14 protein-coding genes are annotated in these 18,600 nt (G+C 69.8%); 2 read left to right on the forward strand and 12 right to left on the reverse strand.

Annotated features, from left to right (window positions below; genetic code table 11):
* Positions 1–13 precede the first annotated feature (13 nt).
* Positions 14–625 (reverse strand): CDP-diacylglycerol--glycerol-3-phosphate 3-phosphatidyltransferase, encoded by a 612-nt coding sequence (gene pgsA / locus ACUWEX_RS08755; protein ID WP_445995975.1) that lies wholly within the window; start codon positions 623–625, stop codon positions 14–16.
* Positions 626–697: 72 nt separating this feature from the next.
* Between pgsA and ACUWEX_RS08760 the strand changes: the two genes are divergently transcribed.
* A complete protein-coding gene (locus tag ACUWEX_RS08760; protein WP_445995976.1) occupies positions 698–1,591 on the forward strand; it encodes an SGNH/GDSL hydrolase family protein in 894 nt (297 codons plus the stop codon).
* Between the two features lie 4 nt (positions 1,592–1,595).
* A complete protein-coding gene (locus ACUWEX_RS08765) occupies positions 1,596–1,967 on the forward strand; it encodes an RNA-binding S4 domain-containing protein (protein WP_079727712.1) in 372 nt (123 codons plus the stop codon).
* A gap of 103 nt (positions 1,968–2,070) precedes the next feature.
* Here ACUWEX_RS08765 and ACUWEX_RS08770 read toward each other — a convergent pair whose 3' ends face one another.
* The 11 genes from ACUWEX_RS08770 to ACUWEX_RS08820 all read right to left on the reverse strand — a co-directional run bounded on the left by ACUWEX_RS08770 (position 2,071) and on the right by ACUWEX_RS08820 (position 18,426).
* Positions 2,071–3,567: a catalase gene (locus ACUWEX_RS08770; protein ID WP_445995977.1), complete on the reverse strand. Its 1,497-nt coding sequence runs from the start codon at positions 3,565–3,567 to the stop codon at positions 2,071–2,073.
* Positions 3,568–3,706: 139 nt separating this feature from the next.
* Positions 3,707–4,144 (reverse strand): Fur family transcriptional regulator, encoded by a 438-nt coding sequence (locus ACUWEX_RS08775; RefSeq protein ID WP_079727714.1) that lies wholly within the window; start codon positions 4,142–4,144, stop codon positions 3,707–3,709.
* A 96-nt stretch (positions 4,145–4,240) separates the two neighbouring features.
* Positions 4,241–5,965 (reverse strand): long-chain-fatty-acid--CoA ligase, encoded by a 1,725-nt coding sequence (locus ACUWEX_RS08780; protein WP_445995978.1) that lies wholly within the window; start codon positions 5,963–5,965, stop codon positions 4,241–4,243.
* A gap of 224 nt (positions 5,966–6,189) precedes the next feature.
* Positions 6,190–8,577 carry a S8 family peptidase gene (locus ACUWEX_RS08785; RefSeq protein WP_445995979.1) on the reverse strand — a complete coding sequence of 796 codons (2,388 nt, stop codon included), beginning with the start codon at positions 8,575–8,577 and terminating at the stop codon, positions 6,190–6,192.
* A 261-nt stretch (positions 8,578–8,838) separates the two neighbouring features.
* The gene (locus tag ACUWEX_RS08790) at positions 8,839–9,786 is read right to left on the reverse strand and encodes a J domain-containing protein (RefSeq protein WP_079727716.1); all 948 of its coding nucleotides are present in this window, start codon (positions 9,784–9,786) and stop codon (positions 8,839–8,841) included.
* Positions 9,787–10,135: 349 nt separating this feature from the next.
* On the reverse strand, positions 10,136–12,007 hold the full coding sequence (locus ACUWEX_RS08795; protein WP_445995980.1) for a BCCT family transporter: 1,872 nt from the start codon (positions 12,005–12,007) through the stop codon (positions 10,136–10,138).
* A gap of 172 nt (positions 12,008–12,179) precedes the next feature.
* The gene (locus tag ACUWEX_RS08800; RefSeq protein ID WP_079727718.1) at positions 12,180–12,449 is read right to left on the reverse strand and encodes an HPr family phosphocarrier protein; all 270 of its coding nucleotides are present in this window, start codon (positions 12,447–12,449) and stop codon (positions 12,180–12,182) included.
* A 76-nt stretch (positions 12,450–12,525) separates the two neighbouring features.
* Positions 12,526–14,337, reverse strand: a complete 1,812-nt coding sequence (locus ACUWEX_RS08805; protein WP_445995981.1) for a phosphoenolpyruvate--protein phosphotransferase — start codon at positions 14,335–14,337, stop codon at positions 12,526–12,528.
* 63 nt (positions 14,338–14,400) lie between these two features.
* The gene (locus ACUWEX_RS08810) at positions 14,401–16,575 is read right to left on the reverse strand and encodes a PTS fructose transporter subunit IIABC (protein ID WP_445995982.1); all 2,175 of its coding nucleotides are present in this window, start codon (positions 16,573–16,575) and stop codon (positions 14,401–14,403) included.
* A 13-nt stretch (positions 16,576–16,588) separates the two neighbouring features.
* Complete coding sequence (locus ACUWEX_RS08815) at positions 16,589–17,641, reverse strand: 1-phosphofructokinase family hexose kinase (RefSeq protein WP_445995983.1); 1,053 nt, start codon at positions 17,639–17,641, stop codon at positions 16,589–16,591.
* The gene (locus ACUWEX_RS08820) at positions 17,638–18,426 is read right to left on the reverse strand and encodes a DeoR/GlpR family DNA-binding transcription regulator (RefSeq protein WP_079727722.1); all 789 of its coding nucleotides are present in this window, start codon (positions 18,424–18,426) and stop codon (positions 17,638–17,640) included. The genes ACUWEX_RS08815 and ACUWEX_RS08820 overlap by 4 nt, the downstream gene beginning before the upstream one ends.
* Positions 18,427–18,600 lie beyond the last annotated feature (174 nt).

Consider the following 18,600-nt stretch of genomic DNA (forward strand, 5'->3'; position numbering starts at 1 on the left):
CAAGCGTATCCGATCAGACTGTCGTTCGTGTCTGCGGATTTCGGGAGAGTGCGATGGTCTGCCTGAGATAAAGCAGCCCGGCCCACCAGTAAAGCACTGCTCCGACGATGGAGAAAATCAGGCCGAATGGCTGAACCCAGGGTGCCACATCGGGCAGGGCCGCCGCGAGCATGAGCACCGGGAATCCGACCATCAGGCAGGCCGTCGCGAACTTTCCTACCCAGTTCACAGGGAACGCGCCGTGACCCCGCCGGGCGAGCAAGATGGCGACGACAATGAGCATGACATCCCGAGCCAAGATGACCGCGACGAGCCACCACGGAATGAGCGAGCGGATGGCCAGGCCGAGCAGCGCAGCGAAGATGTAGAGGCGGTCGGCCGCGGGGTCGAGCAACTGCCCGAGACGCGACACCTGGTTGAGCTTGCGGGCCAGGAAGCCGTCGAGGAAGTCGGTGATGCCCGACACCGCGAGCACGACGAGGGCCCAGATGTCCTCACCCTCGACGAGCAGCAGAAGGAAGACGGGAACGAGCGCTAAACGAAGGAAGCTCAGGAGGTTGGGGAGAGTGAGGATGCGGTCCCCCACCTCGGTCGCCCCCTGCTCGAACTTCTCGCCCTCAGCCATCCCTCGATTGTAGAGCCTTGAGGCGTGTGTGCTCAGGTCGCGAACGCACCAGACGAGACGTACTCTGTGACAATGACCCGCACTCCCGAGCGCCCGACCCGACGGGTGCTTCCTCGCCTGACGTCGCGCTGGGCGACGCGCACGCCCGTCTTCAAGGCCATGGCACTCGGCATCCTGGGTGCGGGGCTCGTGGCGAGCGTGCTCGTGGGCGTGGCGGCGAAGGGGCCGGCGGCAACGACGGCGGCGGGCGGGCCCGATGCGGTGGTGGCGGCATCCGAAAGCAGTCTGCAGACCATCGGCTTCGGCCAGGCCTGGAACCGCATCGCCGAGACCGATCGCCCCTTCGTGGTGACCGTGCTGGGCGACTCGACGGGCGACGAACCGGGCGAATGGGTGGATGTCGCCATGCGCCAGATCGCGACCGAACAGAATCGCCCGCTCATCGTGCACCCCTGGGACAACCAGCTCGTCGGCTACCTGCCCGAAGTGCTGCACAACGCCGGCGCGCCGGGTGCTCCCCTCATCGTGTGGAACGGTTCGGCACGCGGCAAGACGCCCGCCTACTCGCTCGCGCACCTCGCCGTCATGGCGCCCGAGAAACCCGATGTGGTCATCGTGAATCACGGGCTCAACAACGTGCGCAATCCGGCTGATGTGGGCCCGCAACTGTCCGCGCTGCTCGGCACCATAAACCGGCAGTGGCCCGCGAGCGTCGGCTATGCAGCCATTCTCGAGAACCCGCGCTTCGACGAGTGGGCTGCGGCGCACGCTCAGGTGATCGACACGGTGACCGGGTGGCTGCGCGCCAACCCCACCGTGCTCGCGATCGATGTGCACAGCGCCTACGAGGCGACGGGCAACGCGATCGGACTGCTGCTGCCCGACCACCTGCATCCCTCGCTCGAGGGTTCGGCACTGACCGCGGCGACCGTGCTGAACGCCATCAAAGACCCGTCCGAGGGCTGAGCGGATGGCTGAGCTCACGAGTGCCCGCATCGACGCGTGGCTGTGGGCCGTGCGCGTGTTCAAGACGCGATCGGCCGCGACGACGGCGTGCCGGGCCGGACACGTGCGATTGAACGGTGACCGGGCCAAGGCTGCGGCGCTCGTGCGGCCGGGAGACGAAATCCGCGTGCGCACGGGCGAGGGTGATCGCACCGTGATCGTGCAGCGCCTGCTCGTGAAGCGCGTGGGGGCACCCGTCGCGCAGGAGGCCATGATCGATCGCACGCCTCCCCCGGTGCCGCGCGAAGAGCGCGCGAGCGTGGGTGAGCGCGACCGCGGGGCCGGGCGGCCGACGAAGCGCGATCGGCGCGAGATCGAGCGGCTGCGCGGGCACTAGGCCGCGCAGCGCGATGACAGAAGCCCGAGCCGACGAGGTCGGCCCGGGCTTCGCTCCTGCACAGGAGATCGGGGTGCGGCGCGGCGGGCGCGCCACGGCACCGCTAGTTCGGGATGCCGGCGCTCTCGGGCGTCTCGTCGGCGCCGGGTGCGCTCGGCTCGAGCAGGGTGGCCACGCGGCGGGCGAGGTTCTGGTCGACGTTCATCCAGTACTGCAGCACACGCTCGCGCAGACCCGGCATGGTGACCTTCGACACGTGACCGGCGATGTTGCCCGCCAGGCGCTCGCGCTGCTCGTCATCCATCACGTCGCGCACGAGCGTTCCGGCCTGGCCGAAGTCGTCGTCCTCGGCGTGCAGCTGGGCAGCCGAACGCATGAGCACGCCGTCGTTCTGCCAACCGTCGCTCTCGGCCGCGCGGGCCGGGTCGGCGTGGGCGCCGCCGAAGGAGTTCGGCGCGTAGACCGGGGTGTCGGCCGAGGCGAAGTCGTAGCGCATCGCCCCTTCCTTCGAGTAGGTGTGCACGGGCGACTTGGGCGCGTTCACGGGCAGCTGCGCGTGGTTGGTGCCCACGCGGTAGCGGTGCGCGTCGGCGTAGCTGAAGATGCGCGCGAGGAGCATCTTGTCGGGGCTCGCCGCGATTCCGGGCACGAAGTTCGAGGGCGCGAAGGTGGCCTGCTCGATCTGCGCGAAGTAGTTCTCGGGGTTGCGGTTGAGCGTCATGGTGCCGACCTCGATCAGCGGGTAGTCGCCCTTCGGCCACACCTTGGTGAGGTCGAACGGGTTGAACCGGTAGGTCGCGGCATCGGCGTAGGGCATGATCTGCACCGACAGCGTCCAGCTCGGGAAGTCGCCGGCCTCGATGGCCGTGTGCAGGTCGCGGATGTGGAAGTCGGCGTCCTCGCCCGCGATCTGGTCGGCGTCGGCCTGCGACAGCACCTTGTGGCCCTGGTTGGTGCGGAAGTGGTACTTGACCCAGAACTTCTCGCCCGCGGCGTTGATCCACTGGTAGGTGTGCGAGCCGAAGCCATCCATGTTGCGCCACGAGGCGGGCAGGCCGCGGTCGCCCATGAGCCAGGTCACCTGGTGGGCGGTCTCGGGCGAGAGGGTCCAGAAGTCCCACTGCATGTTGTGGTCGCGCAGGTGCGAGCCCGGCAGGCGCTTCTGCGAACGGATGAAGTCGGGGAACTTGATGCCGTCGCGCAGGAAGAACGTGGGCGTGTTGTTGCCGACGAGGTCGTAGTTGCCCTCATCGGTGTAGAACTTGAGGGCGAAACCGCGGGGGTCGCGCCACGTGTCGGGGCTGCCCTGCTCGCCGGCGACGGTCGAGAAACGCGCGAGCATCTCGGTGCGGGCACCGGGCTGGAACAGGCCGGCACGCGTGTAGGCGCTCACATCGTGCGTGGTCTCGAAGACACCGAAGGCGCCGCCGCCCTTGGCGTGCACGACGCGCTCGGGGATGCGCTCGCGGTTGAACTGGGCGAGCTTCTCGACGAGGTAGTGGTCGTGCAGCGGAATGACGCCGTCGGTACCGACAGCCTGCGAGTGCTGGTCGCTGGCGACGGGGGCTCCGGAATTCGTGGTGGTGAACTTCTCGGTCACGGATTCTCCTTGTGTGTGGGGTGGCACGCGCGACCAGATGGCGGCGTGGAAGGTTTCGGGTGTTTTCAGGGTGTCAGCGGCCGGTAACTGCAAGCTGATGGGTTGCGGTGAAGACCCCATGAGGTGAGGATGCTTCGCGTCACGCCGAGGCGAGCGACTCTCGATCGGCGGCGGCGGCACACGCGGCACACAGGCCCTCAAAGGTGACCTCGGCTCGCGTCAGCACGAAACCACTCGCATCGGAGGGCGTCAGACACGGCGCATGCCCGACGACGCAATCGATGTCGGCCACGGCTCCGCAGCCCGAACAAACCACGTGGTGGTGGTTGTCTCCGACGCGGGATTCGTAGCGCCACGGCGAACCTGGGAATTCGACGCGCCGCACCAGCTCGGCCTCGGTGAAGGCCGCGAGCACGTTGTAGACGGCCTGCAGGCTCGTGCCCGGAAGTGTCTCGGCGACGCGCTGGTAGACCTCTTCGGCCGTGAGGTGGCCCGGCTCGCGAAGCACCTCGAGGGTGGCGAGCCGCGGGGCGGTGACACGCAGGCCAGCCTGTTGCAGTCGCTCCGAATCGGTCATGAGACGACGCTAACAGTTATTTTGAATGATTCAAAAAAGCGCTGGTCGGGGCGGCGTGTCGGTGCCGCCCCGACCAGCGCCGGGGATCAAACGGGGTCAGGAGTCGCGCGACGCCTTCGAGCGCTTACCCGCCGAGATGAGATCTTCTCGCACCTTGCGGCGCAGCACCTTGCCGATGAGCGATGTGGGCAACTCCTCGACCTGCACGATGCGCTTCGGCACCTTGTAGGAGACGAGCGTGCGGCGGGCGAAGTCGCGCAGGCCACCCGTGTCGAGCACGGCGCCGGGCTTCAGCACGACGGCGGCCGAGACATCCTCGCCACCGCTGGCGCGCGGCAGGCCCACGACGGCCACCTTGACCACGTCGGGATGCTGCATGAGCACCTCTTCGACCTCGGAGGGCGACACATTGAAGCCGCCCGTGACGATGAGCTCTTTGACCCGGTCGACGATGGTGACGAAACCGTCGTCGGAGACGTGCACGATGTCGCCCGTGCGCAGCCAGCCGTCGGCCAGGAGCGTCTCGGCGGTCTCGTCGGGACGGTTCCAGTAGCCCTGGAAGACTTGGGGGCCGCGCAGCAACAGCTCGCCCTCCTCGCCCTGCGGCCGGTCCGCGGTCGGATCGGCCGGGTCGACGACACGGATCTCGGTGCTCGGAAAAGGCACGCCGACGGTGCCGGGGCGGCGGCTCGGGCCGATCGGGTTGCCGAGCGCGACGGGCGAGGTCTCGGTCATGCCGTAGCCCTCGACGAGCAGGCCGCCCGTGACACTCTCCCAGCGCTCGACGGTCTGCACGGGCAGGCTCATGGCGCCCGAGATCGCGAAACGCACGCTCGAGAGGTCGATGCCCCGGTGCTCGGCCGTGCGAGCCAGCTGGTCGTAGATGGGCGGGACCGCCGGGAGGAACGTGGGCGGGTTCTTCTTGGCCGCCTCAAGCACCAGATCGGTCGTGAACGTGGGCAGCAGCACGAGCCGCGCGCCGATGCTCATGGCGAACGTGAGGCACAGCGTGAGGCCATAGGCGTGGAACATGGGCAGCACGGCGTAGAAGACCTCGCCGCCCTCGGTGAGGCCGGGCACCCAGGCGCGACCCTGCATGGCGTTCGAGTAGAGGTTGCGGTGCGTGAGCATGGCGCCCTTGGGGCGGCCCGTCGTGCCCGACGTGTATTGCAGCACCGCGAGGTCGTCGACGGCGGGCTTCGGATGCTTGCGCTTCAACGACCCCTTCGACAGCAGACGATCCCACGCGATGTGGTTCTTCGTGGTGGGGGCCGTGCCGAGCTTGGCGCGCGCCTCGCGGGCCTTCTTGATGGGCAGCTTGAGCGCCAGACGCTGCGACTGCGGCATCTCGGTGGTGATGTCGACCGAGATGACGGCGTCGAGTGCGAGGTCGGAGGGGAACGTGGCGAGCGTGTCGACGACCTGCTGCCAGGCGATCACGACGCGGGCATTGTGGTCTTCGAACTGGTGGCGCAGCTCGCGCGCCGTGTAGAGCGGGTTGTGCTCGATGACGATGGCGCCGAGCCGCAGGACGGCATAGAAGGCGACGACGTGCTGCGGGCAGTTGGGCAGGATGATGGCCACCCGATCGCCCTTCTGCACGCCGAGTCGACGCAGGCCCTCGGCGGCGTGATCGATCTGGCGGCCGAGCTCACGATAGCTCGTGGTGCGGCCGAAGAACTCGAGCGCGGTGGCCTGGTCGTAGCGGTGCACGCTGCGGAACACCATGTCGACGAGCGAACCGTCGGGTTCGTCGATGAGATGCGGGACGTCGGGTGCGTAAGACGAGAGCCAGGGCTTTTCGCTCAACCAATCGGACACGGACGGGCCTCCTTGCGGGTCGGGTCGCGCCAGGGGATGCGCTTCGACAATTATCTGGGTGTCGGCTGGCCGAACCCTGTGCGCTGGCGAGGGTTGCGCGACGAAGGGGTGTTCCGGAAAGAATCCGGAACACCCCTTCGGTGATCAGCTTCGAGAGGCTTGCGATCGCGGAGTCAGCGAGACGTGAAGGTCTCCGCGACCACAGCCCCTGGGGTGGTTCGCGATCAGGCCTTCGTGCGAGCCTCGGAGCGACGACGCGCGAAGCCCGCGAACAGCAGGCCGAGGACGGCGAGCAGGCTCGCTCCCCCGACGAGCAGCGAGACATCCGCACCCGTGGCCGGGAGGGAACCCGAGCCGTTCGAGGCCACCGGGGTGCCGGCTGCCGGCGCCGGGTCGACACCCGGGGCGGTCGGCAGCGGCGTGGCACCGTCGGTGGGCACCGGGGTGGGCTCGGGGGCGACCACGGCCGTGTCGACCGAGAACGCGACACCGGCGGAGTAGGCCGAGACCTGCGAACCGTCGGTCTGCAGGGCGTAGGCCAGGAAGTCACCGTCGGGCAGACCCGTGAAGGTCACCGAGAAGGAGCCGTCGGCACCCGCGGTCGTCTGACCGAAGACCCAGCCGGCTGCCGGGTCGAAGGGGACGTCGGCGGCGGACTGGTCGGCCGAGGTCGACGACGAGCTCTTGGCGGCGGCCGGGGTGGCCTGGGCCTTGCGCGTGACGGGTCCCTCGGGGAACTTCACCGAATCGTACAGCTCGACCTGGACCGTGGCGCCGGGGGCGCCCTTTCCGGTCACGGTGACGGAGTCGGCCGTGACGACCTGGTCGACCGTCGGGGCGGCCAGCGTGGGAGCCGCGAGCGTGAACGCCGTCATGGTGACGGTGGCGGTCTTGCCCGAAGTGCCCGTGGCGGTCAGCGGGTAGTCGCCGTCGGCCGCACCCGCGGGCAGGTTGACGGACGTGTTGACGCGACCGAGCGCATCGGCGGCGACGGTCTTGGCGACCTGCGTGCCGACCGTGAACGTGACCTGCTCGTTGGGCTGGAAGCCGTCGGTGACGACGCCGAACAGCGTGCCGGGCTTGACGCGCTTCGACTGGACGCCGATGCTCGCCTCGGTGGCCGCACCCGGTGCGACACCGGCGGCGGCGGACGCGTTGACCATGCCCGCACCGTAGAAGTCGCTGGGCAGCTTGCAGCGCGTGTCACCCTCGGGGCACGGGAGCGGCGTGGCCTGGCTCTTCAGCAGCTGCTCGAGCTGGGCGGGCGTCGCGGAGGGGTTGGTGGCCGCGAGGAGAGCGGCGACACCGGCCACGTGCGGGGATGCCATCGACGTGCCGTTCTTGCTGCCGAAGATGTCACCCGCCGCGTTCTTCGTGATGGTCGACCAGATGCCCGAACCGGGAGCGGCGACGTCGATCTTGTCGCGGCCGTAGTTCGAGAAGGAGGACTTCGAGATGGCGCCGGTGGACGGCGTCAGCGCGAGCGATGCGACCGAGACGACACCCTCGACCTCGGTCGGGATGTCGAGGCACCCGGCGTTGATCGGGCGCGTCGGCACCGGCGTGGTGTCGTTGGGGCTGTCGGTGTCGATCGTCTTGTTGGCGAGATCGTAGTCCGAGTTGCCGGCGGCGGCGACGTTGAGAACGCCCTGGTCGGTGGAGTACTCGACCGCGCGACGGACGGCTTCGAGGCCGGCCTTCTGGTCGGCGGCGTCGGTGCACCAGAACTGCCACGGGTCGACGTAGTAGCTGTGGTTGGCCACGTCGATGCCGTGGGTGGCGGACCACATGAAGCCGCAGATGGCGTATTCGGGGTAGATGAAGCCGTCGTCGCTGACGACTTTCACCGAGGCGAGCTTGGCGCCGGGGGCGACGCCCACGACACCCGCACCGTTGTCGGCGGCCGCGATGGTGCCGGCGACGTGCGTTCCGTGGTCGCTGGTGGTGGGCACCCAGGCGGACTGCGCCGTGTTGGGCACACCGTTGGTGGTGCAGCCGACGGAGGCCGCGGCATCCACCTGGCCGGCGAGATCGGGGTTGGTGATATCGATGCCCGAGTCGACGACGCCGACGAGAACACCGTCGCCTGTCTCGGTGCCGTGGGCGCTGATGGAGCCGATGGTGACCTGGTCCCACTGGTTGCCCTCGGTGGGGATGCCGGGGATGGCGGCTTCGGCCGACGGCTGGTGGATCGACAGCGTGCCGGGCGTGCCGGATGCAGCCCCCTCGGTGACGGCGGCCGTGCGCGTGGGTCCGGCGGACTCGATGCCGGCCGCGGCCTGCACCGTGCTCTGGAAGGCGGCGCTCGTCGACTGCGCGACCGTGACACCGATCTCGGGATAGGTCATGACGACCGTGCCGCCCGCTGCCGTGACGGCGGCCGTTGCGGCGGCGATGCCCTCAGCCCCCGTTGCGGTGTTGACGACGTAGTTCATGAGTTCGCCATCCTTGACCGCGACGGCGGTCGGGGCGGCGGCTGCGGTGGTGGTCAGTTGCGCGCCGGTGGTCGCCGTGCCGGCGAAGGCGCCCGTTGCCGGTGCCAGGCACAGGGCCCCCGCCACCGCAAAAGTCAGCGCGCCGGAGGCGAGCCGAGATTTTCGTTCAATCTTCACTGATGTTCCCCTCGGAAGAGCCGCACACCGTGCGCGGCATCCCCCCACAATAGGGGTCATCGTGTTACGGATGTGTTGCGAATTCTTCACGAGACGAGATGAATGTTCACCCCCGGTTGGGTGTCATATCGGAATGATGCTCGTTTGCGGCTTCAGGTCGATGAATCCCGCTCAGACGAGCCCCAGACGGGATCGCGGATGCCGGCACGGAACGCCTCCGAACGCGACCCGACGCGCGGGCTGCGGCGACCTCGTCGCGACTCAGACGAAGCGGACGGCCGCCTGCAGACGCGTGCGCACCTCGAACGATTCGGTGCCGCCCACGATGGGGGTGTCGGCCGAACCCGCTCGGAGGAAGTGCGGGAGGCGCGACCGGCCGAGCACGAAGGCCTCGGGCGAACGCGCACGGCCGACTTCTTCGAATTCGCTGTCGAGCGAGCCGTCGGGCACGATGATGGCGACGCCCGTGAACTTGACCCGGGCGGACCGCCCGAGCGCCCGCGCCGAGCGCACGAGAGAGCGGATGGGCTGCTCGCGGTCGCCGAAGTTCTCGCCCGTCACCTCGCCGCGCGACACGGACACGCTGCCGCCGCGGTCTTCCGAGCGGAGCGCGTAGAGGCCCGTCGGGCCGAGCACCACGTGGTCGATCTTGTCTTCGTCGCGGCCCGGATCGACGTCGTTCCACACCGTGAAGCCGATGCCGAGGTCGGCGAGCACGACCGACGTCTCCTCCTCGGCGATGGCCTTGGCCAGCGTGAGACGGATCTCGAGCGGCGCCGAGCGCACGAGCGCCGGGTCGTAGGGGTCGGGCAGGTCGGGACCGCGGCCCGCCCACTCGCGGATGAGGCGCAGATAGGTCTCGCGCGCGGCACCACCGGGGTGGCCGTAGAGGCGGGCCCGGGGACGCGTGTGCTGCTGGCGGCTGGTGCTGCCCGATCCCGACGCCCAGGTGGACGACGAACCGTCGGTGGGCCAGGCGGCCGACCCACTCGGCGACGAGGCGCCGCGGTCGTAGGCGGCGCGATCGGCCGGGTCGCCGACCTTCTGCCAGGCGCGTTGGACGGCCGCGAAGCGCACGGCGTCTCCCCCGGTGTCGGGATGCGTCTCGCGCAGCTTGCGGCGGTAGGCGCGGCGCAGCTCGTCGTGGTCGACCGTGGGCGCGACACCGAGCACCTGGTAGGGCGTGACCTGAGCGGGTGACTCGGGCATCGGGTCGTCCTCCGGGGGTGGGTGCGCGGCTGGCTTGCGGGAGGGGCGTCGTCGGGATGCGCGCGGTGCGTGCCACACAGACGGAAGCCGTGAGAGCCGCTCGGCCGCCGCGGCGCTCGCGAAAAACGATACCGGGCGAAGCTGGCGGCCCGGTGACAGGAGGGCTCCCGGCATCCGGTTCTCAGGATGCTTGCAGCGAACGTGCGGTTGCGGGTGCGAGTCGAGCGAGGCCCAGGAACCGACGTTCGGCCCGGCCGCTTGGCGCGGGCCGGGCCGACTCAATCGGCGACATCACAGCGTCAGCGTCAGCGTCAGCGTCAGCGTCAGCGTCAGCGTCAGCGTCAGGAACCTAGTCCGTTGAGCCAGAGGACGTCTGGTCCCGTCGCGACGAGCCGTCAGCGGGGGCGGGATCAGAGCCGACGGTCGCGGATGACTGGGCGTGCGCCGCCTCATCGCCGTCGTGACCGGCCTCCCCGGCCGTGTGCGGGGCGTCATCCGTGGCCTCCGGGATCGCCGACGCGTCCGCGCGAGCCGCCGCGGCACCGTGCGAGACATCACGCGCGGGAATCGGTAGCCGCCGCAGCAGATTGCTGAAGAAACCGGCCGGTTCGCGCTCGGCGGGCGCCTCGACCTCGAGCCCGTAGTACTCGCCGATGTGGTCGACGAACTGGGCGCGGCGCGCACGCTCGTAGGCGCGCTGTTCCCGGCCGAAGGCCAGAGCGGTCGACCAGCACATCAGCAGCATGATCACGCTGAACGGCAGCGCAATGATGATGGCCGCCGTCTTGAGCGCATTGAGCCCGCCCGAGAGCAGCAGGGCGATGGCCAGCAAGGCCGTCGTGAGCGTGAAGAATACGCGCACCCAGCGCTTCGGCTCGACCTGGCCGCCCGAGGCGATCATGCCCATGACGAGGGAGCCGGAGTCGGCGGACGTGACGAAGAAGATTCCGATGAGGATGATGGCGCCGACCGTCAGGACGGAGCCCGCGGGCAACTGGCCGAGCATCTCGAAGAGGGAACCCTCGACATCCACCTGGCCGTCGGCACCGACGAGACCGCCGGGACCCTGCAGCTCGGAGTAGATGGCCGTGCCGCCCAAGACGCTGAACCACAGGCACGTGATGATCGTGGGCACGAGGATGACGCCCGCGACGAACTGGCGCACCGTGCGGCCGCGCGAGATGCGCGCGATGAAGATGCCGACGAAGGGCGCCCACGAGATCCACCAGCCCCAGTAGAACGTGGTCCACGCGGCCTGCCAGGCCTCACCCTCGGCACCCGAGTAGGCACTCGTGTTGAACGACAGCGCCACGAAGTTCTGGATGTATCCACCCATCGACTGCACGAAGTCACGCAGCAGGAACTGCGTCGGCCCGACGATCAGGAGGAACAGCACGAGCAGGGCGGCCAGGATGAGGTTGAAGTTGGAGAGCCACTTCATGCCCTTGTTCACGCCGGACAGCACCGAGAACAGCACCACGCACGTGATGACGACGATGAGGCCGATCTCGAGCAACTTCGAGGGCTCGACGACGCCCGTGCTCTCGAGACCCGCCGCGATCTGCAACACGCCGAGTCCGAGCGACGTGGCGACACCGAAGAGCGTGCCGACGAGCGCGACGACGTCGATGGCGTTGCCCCAGCCACCGCGCACGCGTTTGCCGAGCAACGGCTCGAGGGTCCACCGGATCGACATGGGACGCTTGCGGCGGTGGATGGCGTAAGCCAGCGCCAAGCCGATCACGACGTAGATCGACCACGCGTGCACACCCCAGTGCAGGAACGTCTGGGACATCGCCGACTGGGCGAGCTGCGTCTCGGTGCCCGTGACTCCGGGGCGGGGGTTCGCGAAGTGGCTGAGCGGCTCGCTGACGCCGTAGAAGACGAGGCCGATGCCCATGCCCGCGGCGAAGAGGAGAGAGAACCAGGAGCCGAGCGAGAACTCGGGTTTGTCGTCATCCTGGCCCAGCTTGATATCGCCGTAGCGCGAGAAACCGACCCAGAGGCTGAAGATCACGAAGATCGTGGCGATTAGCACGTAGTACCAACCGAAGTTGGCGACGATGCTCGACTGGATGGCTCCGAACGCCGATTCGGCGGCGGTCGGCGCGATCATGGCGAAGGCCACGAACACGATGACGATGGCGGCCGCGGGCCAGAACACCCACCGATGGATCGAGGGCGGCGTCTTCTGGTCAGGAGTCGTCGGAGTCGAGGGCATCAGAGGAGCCTAACAATCGGGGCGGCGCGCGTCACATCGAGGGCGATGCCGGGGCGCGTCACGCGGGGCTTCCGCTCCGTCTCGCGAGGCGGACGGGGCACGTCGCAGGGAGGACGGGTGAGGTCGGGTCGATCGGGGCGCCCCGGGCAGCGCACAGCCCGGGGCGGGCGGGTTATTCGGCGTCGAGGTCGGTCTCGAGCAGCTGCGCGAGTTCTTCGAGGGCTGCTTCGGCACCCTCGCCCTCGGCCTTCAGCGTGACGACGTCGCCGTTGGCGGCACCCAGGCTCATGATCGACAGGATGCTCGACGCGTCGAGGTCGTCGCTGCCCTTCGCGGCGATCGTGACCTCGACCGGCTGGCGGTTGACGGCGTCGATGAAGAGCGACGCGGGGCGGGCGTGCAGTCCCACGCGGCTGGCGATGGTGGCTTGGCGTTCGGCCATGGTGTTCTCCTCAGGTGCGGATGGATCGGATGGTGCGGATGAGCGGTAAGAGACCGAGCGGTCAGAGACGGAGCGGTCAGAGACCGAGCGTCTCGAGGATGGGGAGGTGTTCGCGCGCGATGCGACGGGCGTCGGCGGCTGTCGGGGCGGCGACGACCGCGGCGGCGATGGTCTGCGCCTCGTCGAGCGTGACCGAGCGCAGCACGGTGGAGACGGCCTGGATGGCGCGTGATGTCATCGAGAGCGTCGTGACGCCGAGGCCCACGAGCACGACCGCGAGGGCCGGATCGGCTGCGGCCTCGCCGCACACGCCGACCGGTTTGCCCGTCGTGGCCGAGGCGGAGGCCGCGCCTGTGCCGGCGTCGACTCCCGACGCCGAGCCCGCACTCGCTCCGGTGCTGACCGCTGCTCGACCCGCCTGGCCGACGTGCTGCACGAGCTGGAGCACAGCGGGCTGCCACGGGTCGTTGAGCGCCGAGAGCGAGCCGAGCTGGCGGTCGGCGGCCATCGTGTACTGCGTGAGGTCGTTGGTGCCGAGGCTCACGAAATCGGCCGTGGCGAAGATGTGCGCGGCCGTCAGGGCGGCCGACGGCACCTCGATCATGACGCCGTTGGTGGGCAGCCCCGCCTCGCGGCAGAGACCCACGAAGTCGGCGGCCTCGTCGGCGGTGGCGATCATGGGGGCCATGACCCAGACATCCGCGTTCTCGGCCTCGCGTGCGGTCTGGATGGCGCGCAGCTGGTTGACGAGCACCTGACGCTTCTCGAGCGACGTGCGATAGCCACGGATGCCGAGAGCCGGGTTGGGCTCGTCGTCGTTGGTGAGGAACGCGAGGGGTTTGTCGGCGCCCGCGTCGAGCGTGCGCAACACGACCTTCTTGCCGGGGAACGCCGCGAAGACGGCGCGGTAGTCGGACACCTGCTCCTCGACGGAGGGTTCGGTGTCGCGGCCGAGGAAGAGGAATTCGGTGCGGAAGAGGCCGACACCCTGCGCGTTCGCGTCGACGGCTGCCGCAGCATCTTTGACGCCGCCGATGTTGGCGAGCAGGGCGACCTCGTGGCCGTCGGACAGGCGACCGGTGCCGTCGAAGGGCACGAGGGCCTCGGACTGACGGGCGGCGAGGTCGGCGTCGGCGCGTTCGGCGTCCGACGGGTCGGGGATGACGCGGCCGCGGGTTCCGTCGACATAGACCTCGACCCCGTCGACCAGCGTCGTGGCCTGCGGCGCCGCCACGACGGCGGGGATGCCGAGGGCGCGCGCGAGGATGGCCGTGTGCGACTGGGGGCCGCCGTCGCTCGTGACGAGCGCGATGACCTGGGCCGGGTCGAGCGTTGCCGTGTCGGCCGGCGCGAGGTCGACGGCGACAAGCACGTAGGGGTGGCCGGGGTTCGGCAGGCCGGGTGCCGAGACACCGCGGAGGGCGGCCACAAGGCGGGCGCGCACGTCGTAGACGTCTTGCGCGCGCTCCCCCATGTAGCCGCCGAGGGCCGCGAACTGTTCGGCGATCGACGTTCCCGCCTCCCAGACGGCGCGTTCGGCGCTGCGGCCGTCGTCGAGCAGCTTCTTCGCGGCCTTCGCGAGCGTGGGATCGGAGGCCATGAGCGCGGTCGCCTCGAGCACGTCGCGCGCGTCACCGGAGACGGTCTCGGCGCGGGCCGTGAGTTCGGCCTGGACGACGGCTGCGGCATCCGTGATGCGGGCGTATTCGTCGTCGATGCTGCGACCCGGCGCGGCCTTCTCGGCCGGATCGGGGGCCTCGACGGGTGGGGCCATGCGGGCGACCCGACCGATGACCCGGCCGGGGCTGACGCCCACACCCGTGATGTCGGAAGAAGCGGCGGGGGCGTCGGGCGCCGATGCCGTGGACGGGATGGACGTGTTGCTCATAGTCGGGTCCTCGCAAGAGTGGTGCGGGCGGATGCAGCGGCTCGCGGCATCCGCCCTAGGAGTTTAGGCCGCGGGGGCCGGTTCGCGCACGGAGCCGGAGGTGACCGAGGAACCAGCGCCCGTGCCATCCGCTGCCACCGTGGGACGCTTGCGCACCCACCGCTTCAACGCGATGACGGCCAGCGCCGAGACGATCATGCCCACCAGGATGGCGACCAGGAACATGCCGAAGTTGCCGATGGCGAAGAACACGAACACACCGCCGTGGGGAGCCTGCGACGTGACGCCCGAGGCCATGATGATGGCACCCGTGGTGGACGCGCCGAGGATGGAGGCGGGGATGACGCGCAGAGGGTCGACGGCCGCGAACGGGATCGCTCCCTCCGAGATGAAGGCCAGGCCGAGCGCCCAGGCCGCCTTGCCGTTCTCGCGCTCGACGGCCGTGAAGAGCTTGCGGTCGAGCACGGTGGCGAGGGCGAGAGCGAGCGGCGGCACCATCCCGGCGGCCATGACGGTGGCCATGATCTGCCAGGGGGCTTCGTTCGAGAGGCTGCCGGCACCGAGACCCGCGACGGCGAACGAGTAGGCGACCTTGTTGATCGGTCCACCGAGGTCGACGGCCATCATGGCACCGAGGATGATTCCGAGCACGACGGCCGATGCGCCGGTCAGCGAGCTGAGCCACGTGTTCAGGCCCGTAGTGAGCGCGGCGATCGGGCCGCCCAACACCACGACCATGAGTCCGGAGGCGACGATCGAGCCGACGAGCGGGATGATGACGACGGGCATGAGACCGCGCAACCAGCGCGCCACCTTCAGGCGACCGAGGGCGTAGGCGATGCCACCGGCCAGCAGACCACCCGCGAGACCGCCGATGAAACCGGCACCCATGAGGAGCGACACGGCACCGGCCGTGAAACCGGGCGCGATGCCCGGCCGGTCGGCGATGGCGTAGGCGATGTAGCCCGCGAGGGCCGGCACGAGGAACGCGATCGACGCGTTACCGATGGCGAAGAAGACCGCGCCCAGGTAGTAGAGCAGCCCCTGCTCGGGCAGGTTGAACACGCTGTTCTGCACGATGATGTCTTTCGCGACATCGCTGATCTGGTAGCCGCCGAAGAGGAAACCGAGGGCCATCAAGAGGCCACCGCCGGCGACGAACGGGATCATGTAGCTGACGCCCGTGAGCAGCCAGCGCTTGAGCTTCTGGCCGAAGTGCTCGTCGATGCCACCCTGATCGGCGGAGGCGTCGGCGCCGGCGACACCGGCACCCGCGCCCGGAACGCGTCGCGCGTTCGGGTCGGTGGCGGCCGCGAGGGCCTCGGCGACCATCTCGTCGGGTTCGTCGATGCCGCGCTTGACGGGCGCCTGGATGACGGGTTTGCCGGCGAAGCGGGCGCGGTCGCGCACGTCGACGTCGACCGCGAAGACGACGGCCGAGGCGCGCTCGATGAGTTTCGGGTCGAGCGGCGTGGCGGCCGACGAGCCCTGCGTCTCGATGTGCAGCTCGACACCCGCGCGTTCGGCCGCGGCGACGAGGGAATCGGCGGCCATATAGGTGTGGGCGATGCCCGTGGGGCAGGCGGTGACGCCGACGAGGAGGGGCTTCTCGGCGGGGGCCGAGGCGGGCGCGGCCTGGTCGGTCGAGGTGGCGGCCGCGGCGGTCGGCTGGGCTGCGGACTGAACGGCGGGGGCCGCGTGCGCCGGGCCGGAGGTCGATGCGGCGGAGGATTCGCCGGCGGGTGACGCGGATGCTGCGGCTGCGGCATCCGGGCTCGCTGCGGGCTTGTCGGCCACGGCGCCCTCGACGAGCGACACGATCTCGGCGGGCGTCTTCGCCTGGCGCAGGGCCGCCGTGAAGTCCTTCTTGATGAGCGACCGGGCGAGCTTCGACAGCAGCGCGAGGTGGGTCTGGTCGGCGCCATCCGGGGCCGCGATGAAGAAGATGAGGTCGGCGGGGCCGTCCTTGGCGCCGAAGTCGACGGCGGGGTTCGGGCGGGCCATGGCGAGCGTCGGCGTGTTGACGGCGGTCGAACGGCAGTGCGGGATGGCGATGCCGCCCGGGATGCCGGTGTCGGTCTTGCCCTCGCGCTCCCACGCATCGGCGTAGAGGGCGTCGACATCGGACGCGCGACCGGCGTCGACGACGAGCCCGGCGAGGGCGCGGATGACCTCGGAACGCTCGGCGCCGAGGTTCACGTCGAGCAGCACCAGGGACGGTGTGATCAGATCGGACATGGGGACAATCTCCTTACTGGAGTCCGGCGGCGATGCGCGGAATCGGGCTGACGACGATGTCGCCGGGGTGGGTCTGTTCGGGTGAGGGCACGGTCGAACCGGGCAGGGATGCGGCCGCCGCGCCGTGCGCGACCGCCTGGGCGAGCGCGTCGGGGGCCGAGGCGCCGTTCGTGAGGGCGTAGAGGAAACCGGCCAGCGACGAGTCGCCGGCGCCGACCGTGGAGCGGGCCGTGATGCGCGGGGCGGGGGCGAACCAGGCGCCGTCGCGCGTGACGAGCACGGCGCCGCGCGAGCCGAGCGTGCAGAGGACCGCTCGCACGCCGCCGTGGTCGTCGCAGCGCGGGGTGCCGTCGGGTGAGAAACCGGGGGTGTGCACGTGGCTGTCGCGCGAGGGCGCCAGCGACGACGCTTCGATCAAGCGGGCGGCCGCGGCGGCGGCGGCTGCGGGATCGGCCTCGAAGGAGTCCTCGTCGCCCTCCCCCGTGACCTCGGCCAGTTCGGCGGCGTTCGGTTTGATGAGGTCGATGCGGTGACCCGAGGAGACGAGCGCCTCGAACGGGGCGCCCGAGCCGTCGACCGCGACGAAGGGGCGGGTGGGCGCGGCATCCACGGCGGTCAGCACGTCGACATAGAAGTCGTCGCCCGCGCCGGGGGGCACCGAGCCGGCCAGAACCAGCCAGCGAGCGGATGCGGCGTGCCCGGCCACGAGGGTCACGAGCTCGGCGCGCGCCGGGGTGCTCAGCCGCGGCCCGGGTTCGTTGATCTTCGTCGTCGTGCCGTCGGGTTCGGTGAGCGTGAGGTTGGAGCGGAGCGACGCGCCGACCGGCACGTTCGCCACCTCGATGCCGAGGGCCCGCACGGCCACGACGAGCGCATCGTCGTCGTCGCCCGGCAGCACCGCGACGGTATCGAGGCCCGAGGCTCGCACGGCACGGGACACGTTGACGCCCTTGCCGCCCGGCTCCTGGTGAGAGGTCAGCGCGCGCTGCACGTCGCCGCGGGCAAGCGGGGCGCCCAGCTCGACCGTGCGGTCGAGGGACGGATTGGCCGTGAGCGTGACGATCATGCGAGCACCGTTTCGACATCGGCGAGGCCCAGCGCGTCGTCGAGATCGGCGGGGAGCGCGGCATCCGTGATGAGGGTGTCGAGGTGGTCGAGGTCGGCGAACCGGAAGAGGGCCTCTTCGCCCACCTTCGTCGAGTCGACGAGGGCGACGACGCGCCGGGCGCCGCGCACGATGGCCGCCTTGACGGCGCCCTCGAGTTCGTCGGGCGTGGAGAGGCCGAAGTCGGCGCTCAGGCCGTTGGCGCCGATGAAGGCGATGTCGGGGCGGATGCGCGAGAGCTCATCGACCGTCGAGGTGCCGACCGCGGCGCTCGTGATGCCCCGCACGCGACCGCCGACGAGGTGCAGTTCGAGGTGCGGGCTCTGGTGCAGCACGGCGGCAATCGGCACCGAGTTGGTGATGACCGTGAGGGTCTGCGACTCGGAGACCGGGGTCCACTCGGCGAGCAGTTCGGCCAGGCGGCCCGTGGTGGTTCCCGCGTCGAGCACGATCGAGCCCGAGAAGGTGGGCGGCAGCATGCGAAAGGCGGCGTGGGCGATGGCGTCCTTGGCTTCGCTGCGCTGCTCCTGCCGCACGGCGATGCTCGATTCGGCCACGCTCGTGCGATCGGCCGTGACGGCTCCCCCGTGCACGCGGCGCAGCAGGCCGGCGGCTTCGAGCTGGTCGAGGTCACGGCGCACGGTCTCGGCGGTGACGTCGAAGCGGCGGGAAAGATCGGAGACCGACACGCGGCCCGCGGTGTGCAGCACGTCGGTGATGAGTGCGTGTCGCTCTGCTTGATACATGTGTCGTCCTTGACGGTATGTCGTGTGCGGTGTTGGGGATGATTGTAGGCACGAAGATTCCTCCAATGCAACACAAACACAGATAGTCACACATAAACCAACATTGACGGGCACAGAAAAGGCCCGCCATCCGTGGATGACGGGCCTCTCGCGGCGGGCGGCTTCATGCCCGCG

Source organism: Okibacterium fritillariae, assembly GCF_052783725.1.

What these genes read in the sequence shown, in the direction of transcription:
- pgsA (WP_445995975.1), bottom strand. Translation starts at nt 625, where the DNA reads ATGGCTGAGGGCGAGAAGTTCGAGCAGGGGGCGACCGAGGTGGGGGAC.
- ACUWEX_RS08760 (WP_445995976.1), top strand. Translation starts at nt 698, where the DNA reads ATGACCCGCACTCCCGAGCGCCCGACCCGACGGGTGCTTCCTCGCCTG.
- ACUWEX_RS08765 (WP_079727712.1), top strand. Translation starts at nt 1,596, where the DNA reads ATGGCTGAGCTCACGAGTGCCCGCATCGACGCGTGGCTGTGGGCCGTG.
- ACUWEX_RS08775 (WP_079727714.1), bottom strand. Translation starts at nt 4,144, where the DNA reads ATGACCGATTCGGAGCGACTGCAACAGGCTGGCCTGCGTGTCACCGCC.
- ACUWEX_RS08790 (WP_079727716.1), bottom strand. Translation starts at nt 9,786, where the DNA reads ATGCCCGAGTCACCCGCTCAGGTCACGCCCTACCAGGTGCTCGGTGTC.
- ACUWEX_RS08795 (WP_445995980.1), bottom strand. Translation starts at nt 12,007, where the DNA reads ATGCCCTCGACTCCGACGACTCCTGACCAGAAGACGCCGCCCTCGATC.
- ACUWEX_RS08800 (WP_079727718.1), bottom strand. Translation starts at nt 12,449, where the DNA reads ATGGCCGAACGCCAAGCCACCATCGCCAGCCGCGTGGGACTGCACGCC.
- ACUWEX_RS08805 (WP_445995981.1), bottom strand. Translation starts at nt 14,337, where the DNA reads ATGAGCAACACGTCCATCCCGTCCACGGCATCGGCGCCCGACGCCCCC.
- ACUWEX_RS08810 (WP_445995982.1), bottom strand. Translation starts at nt 16,575, where the DNA reads ATGTCCGATCTGATCACACCGTCCCTGGTGCTGCTCGACGTGAACCTC.
- ACUWEX_RS08815 (WP_445995983.1), bottom strand. Translation starts at nt 17,641, where the DNA reads ATGATCGTCACGCTCACGGCCAATCCGTCCCTCGACCGCACGGTCGAG.
- ACUWEX_RS08820 (WP_079727722.1), bottom strand. Translation starts at nt 18,426, where the DNA reads ATGTATCAAGCAGAGCGACACGCACTCATCACCGACGTGCTGCACACC.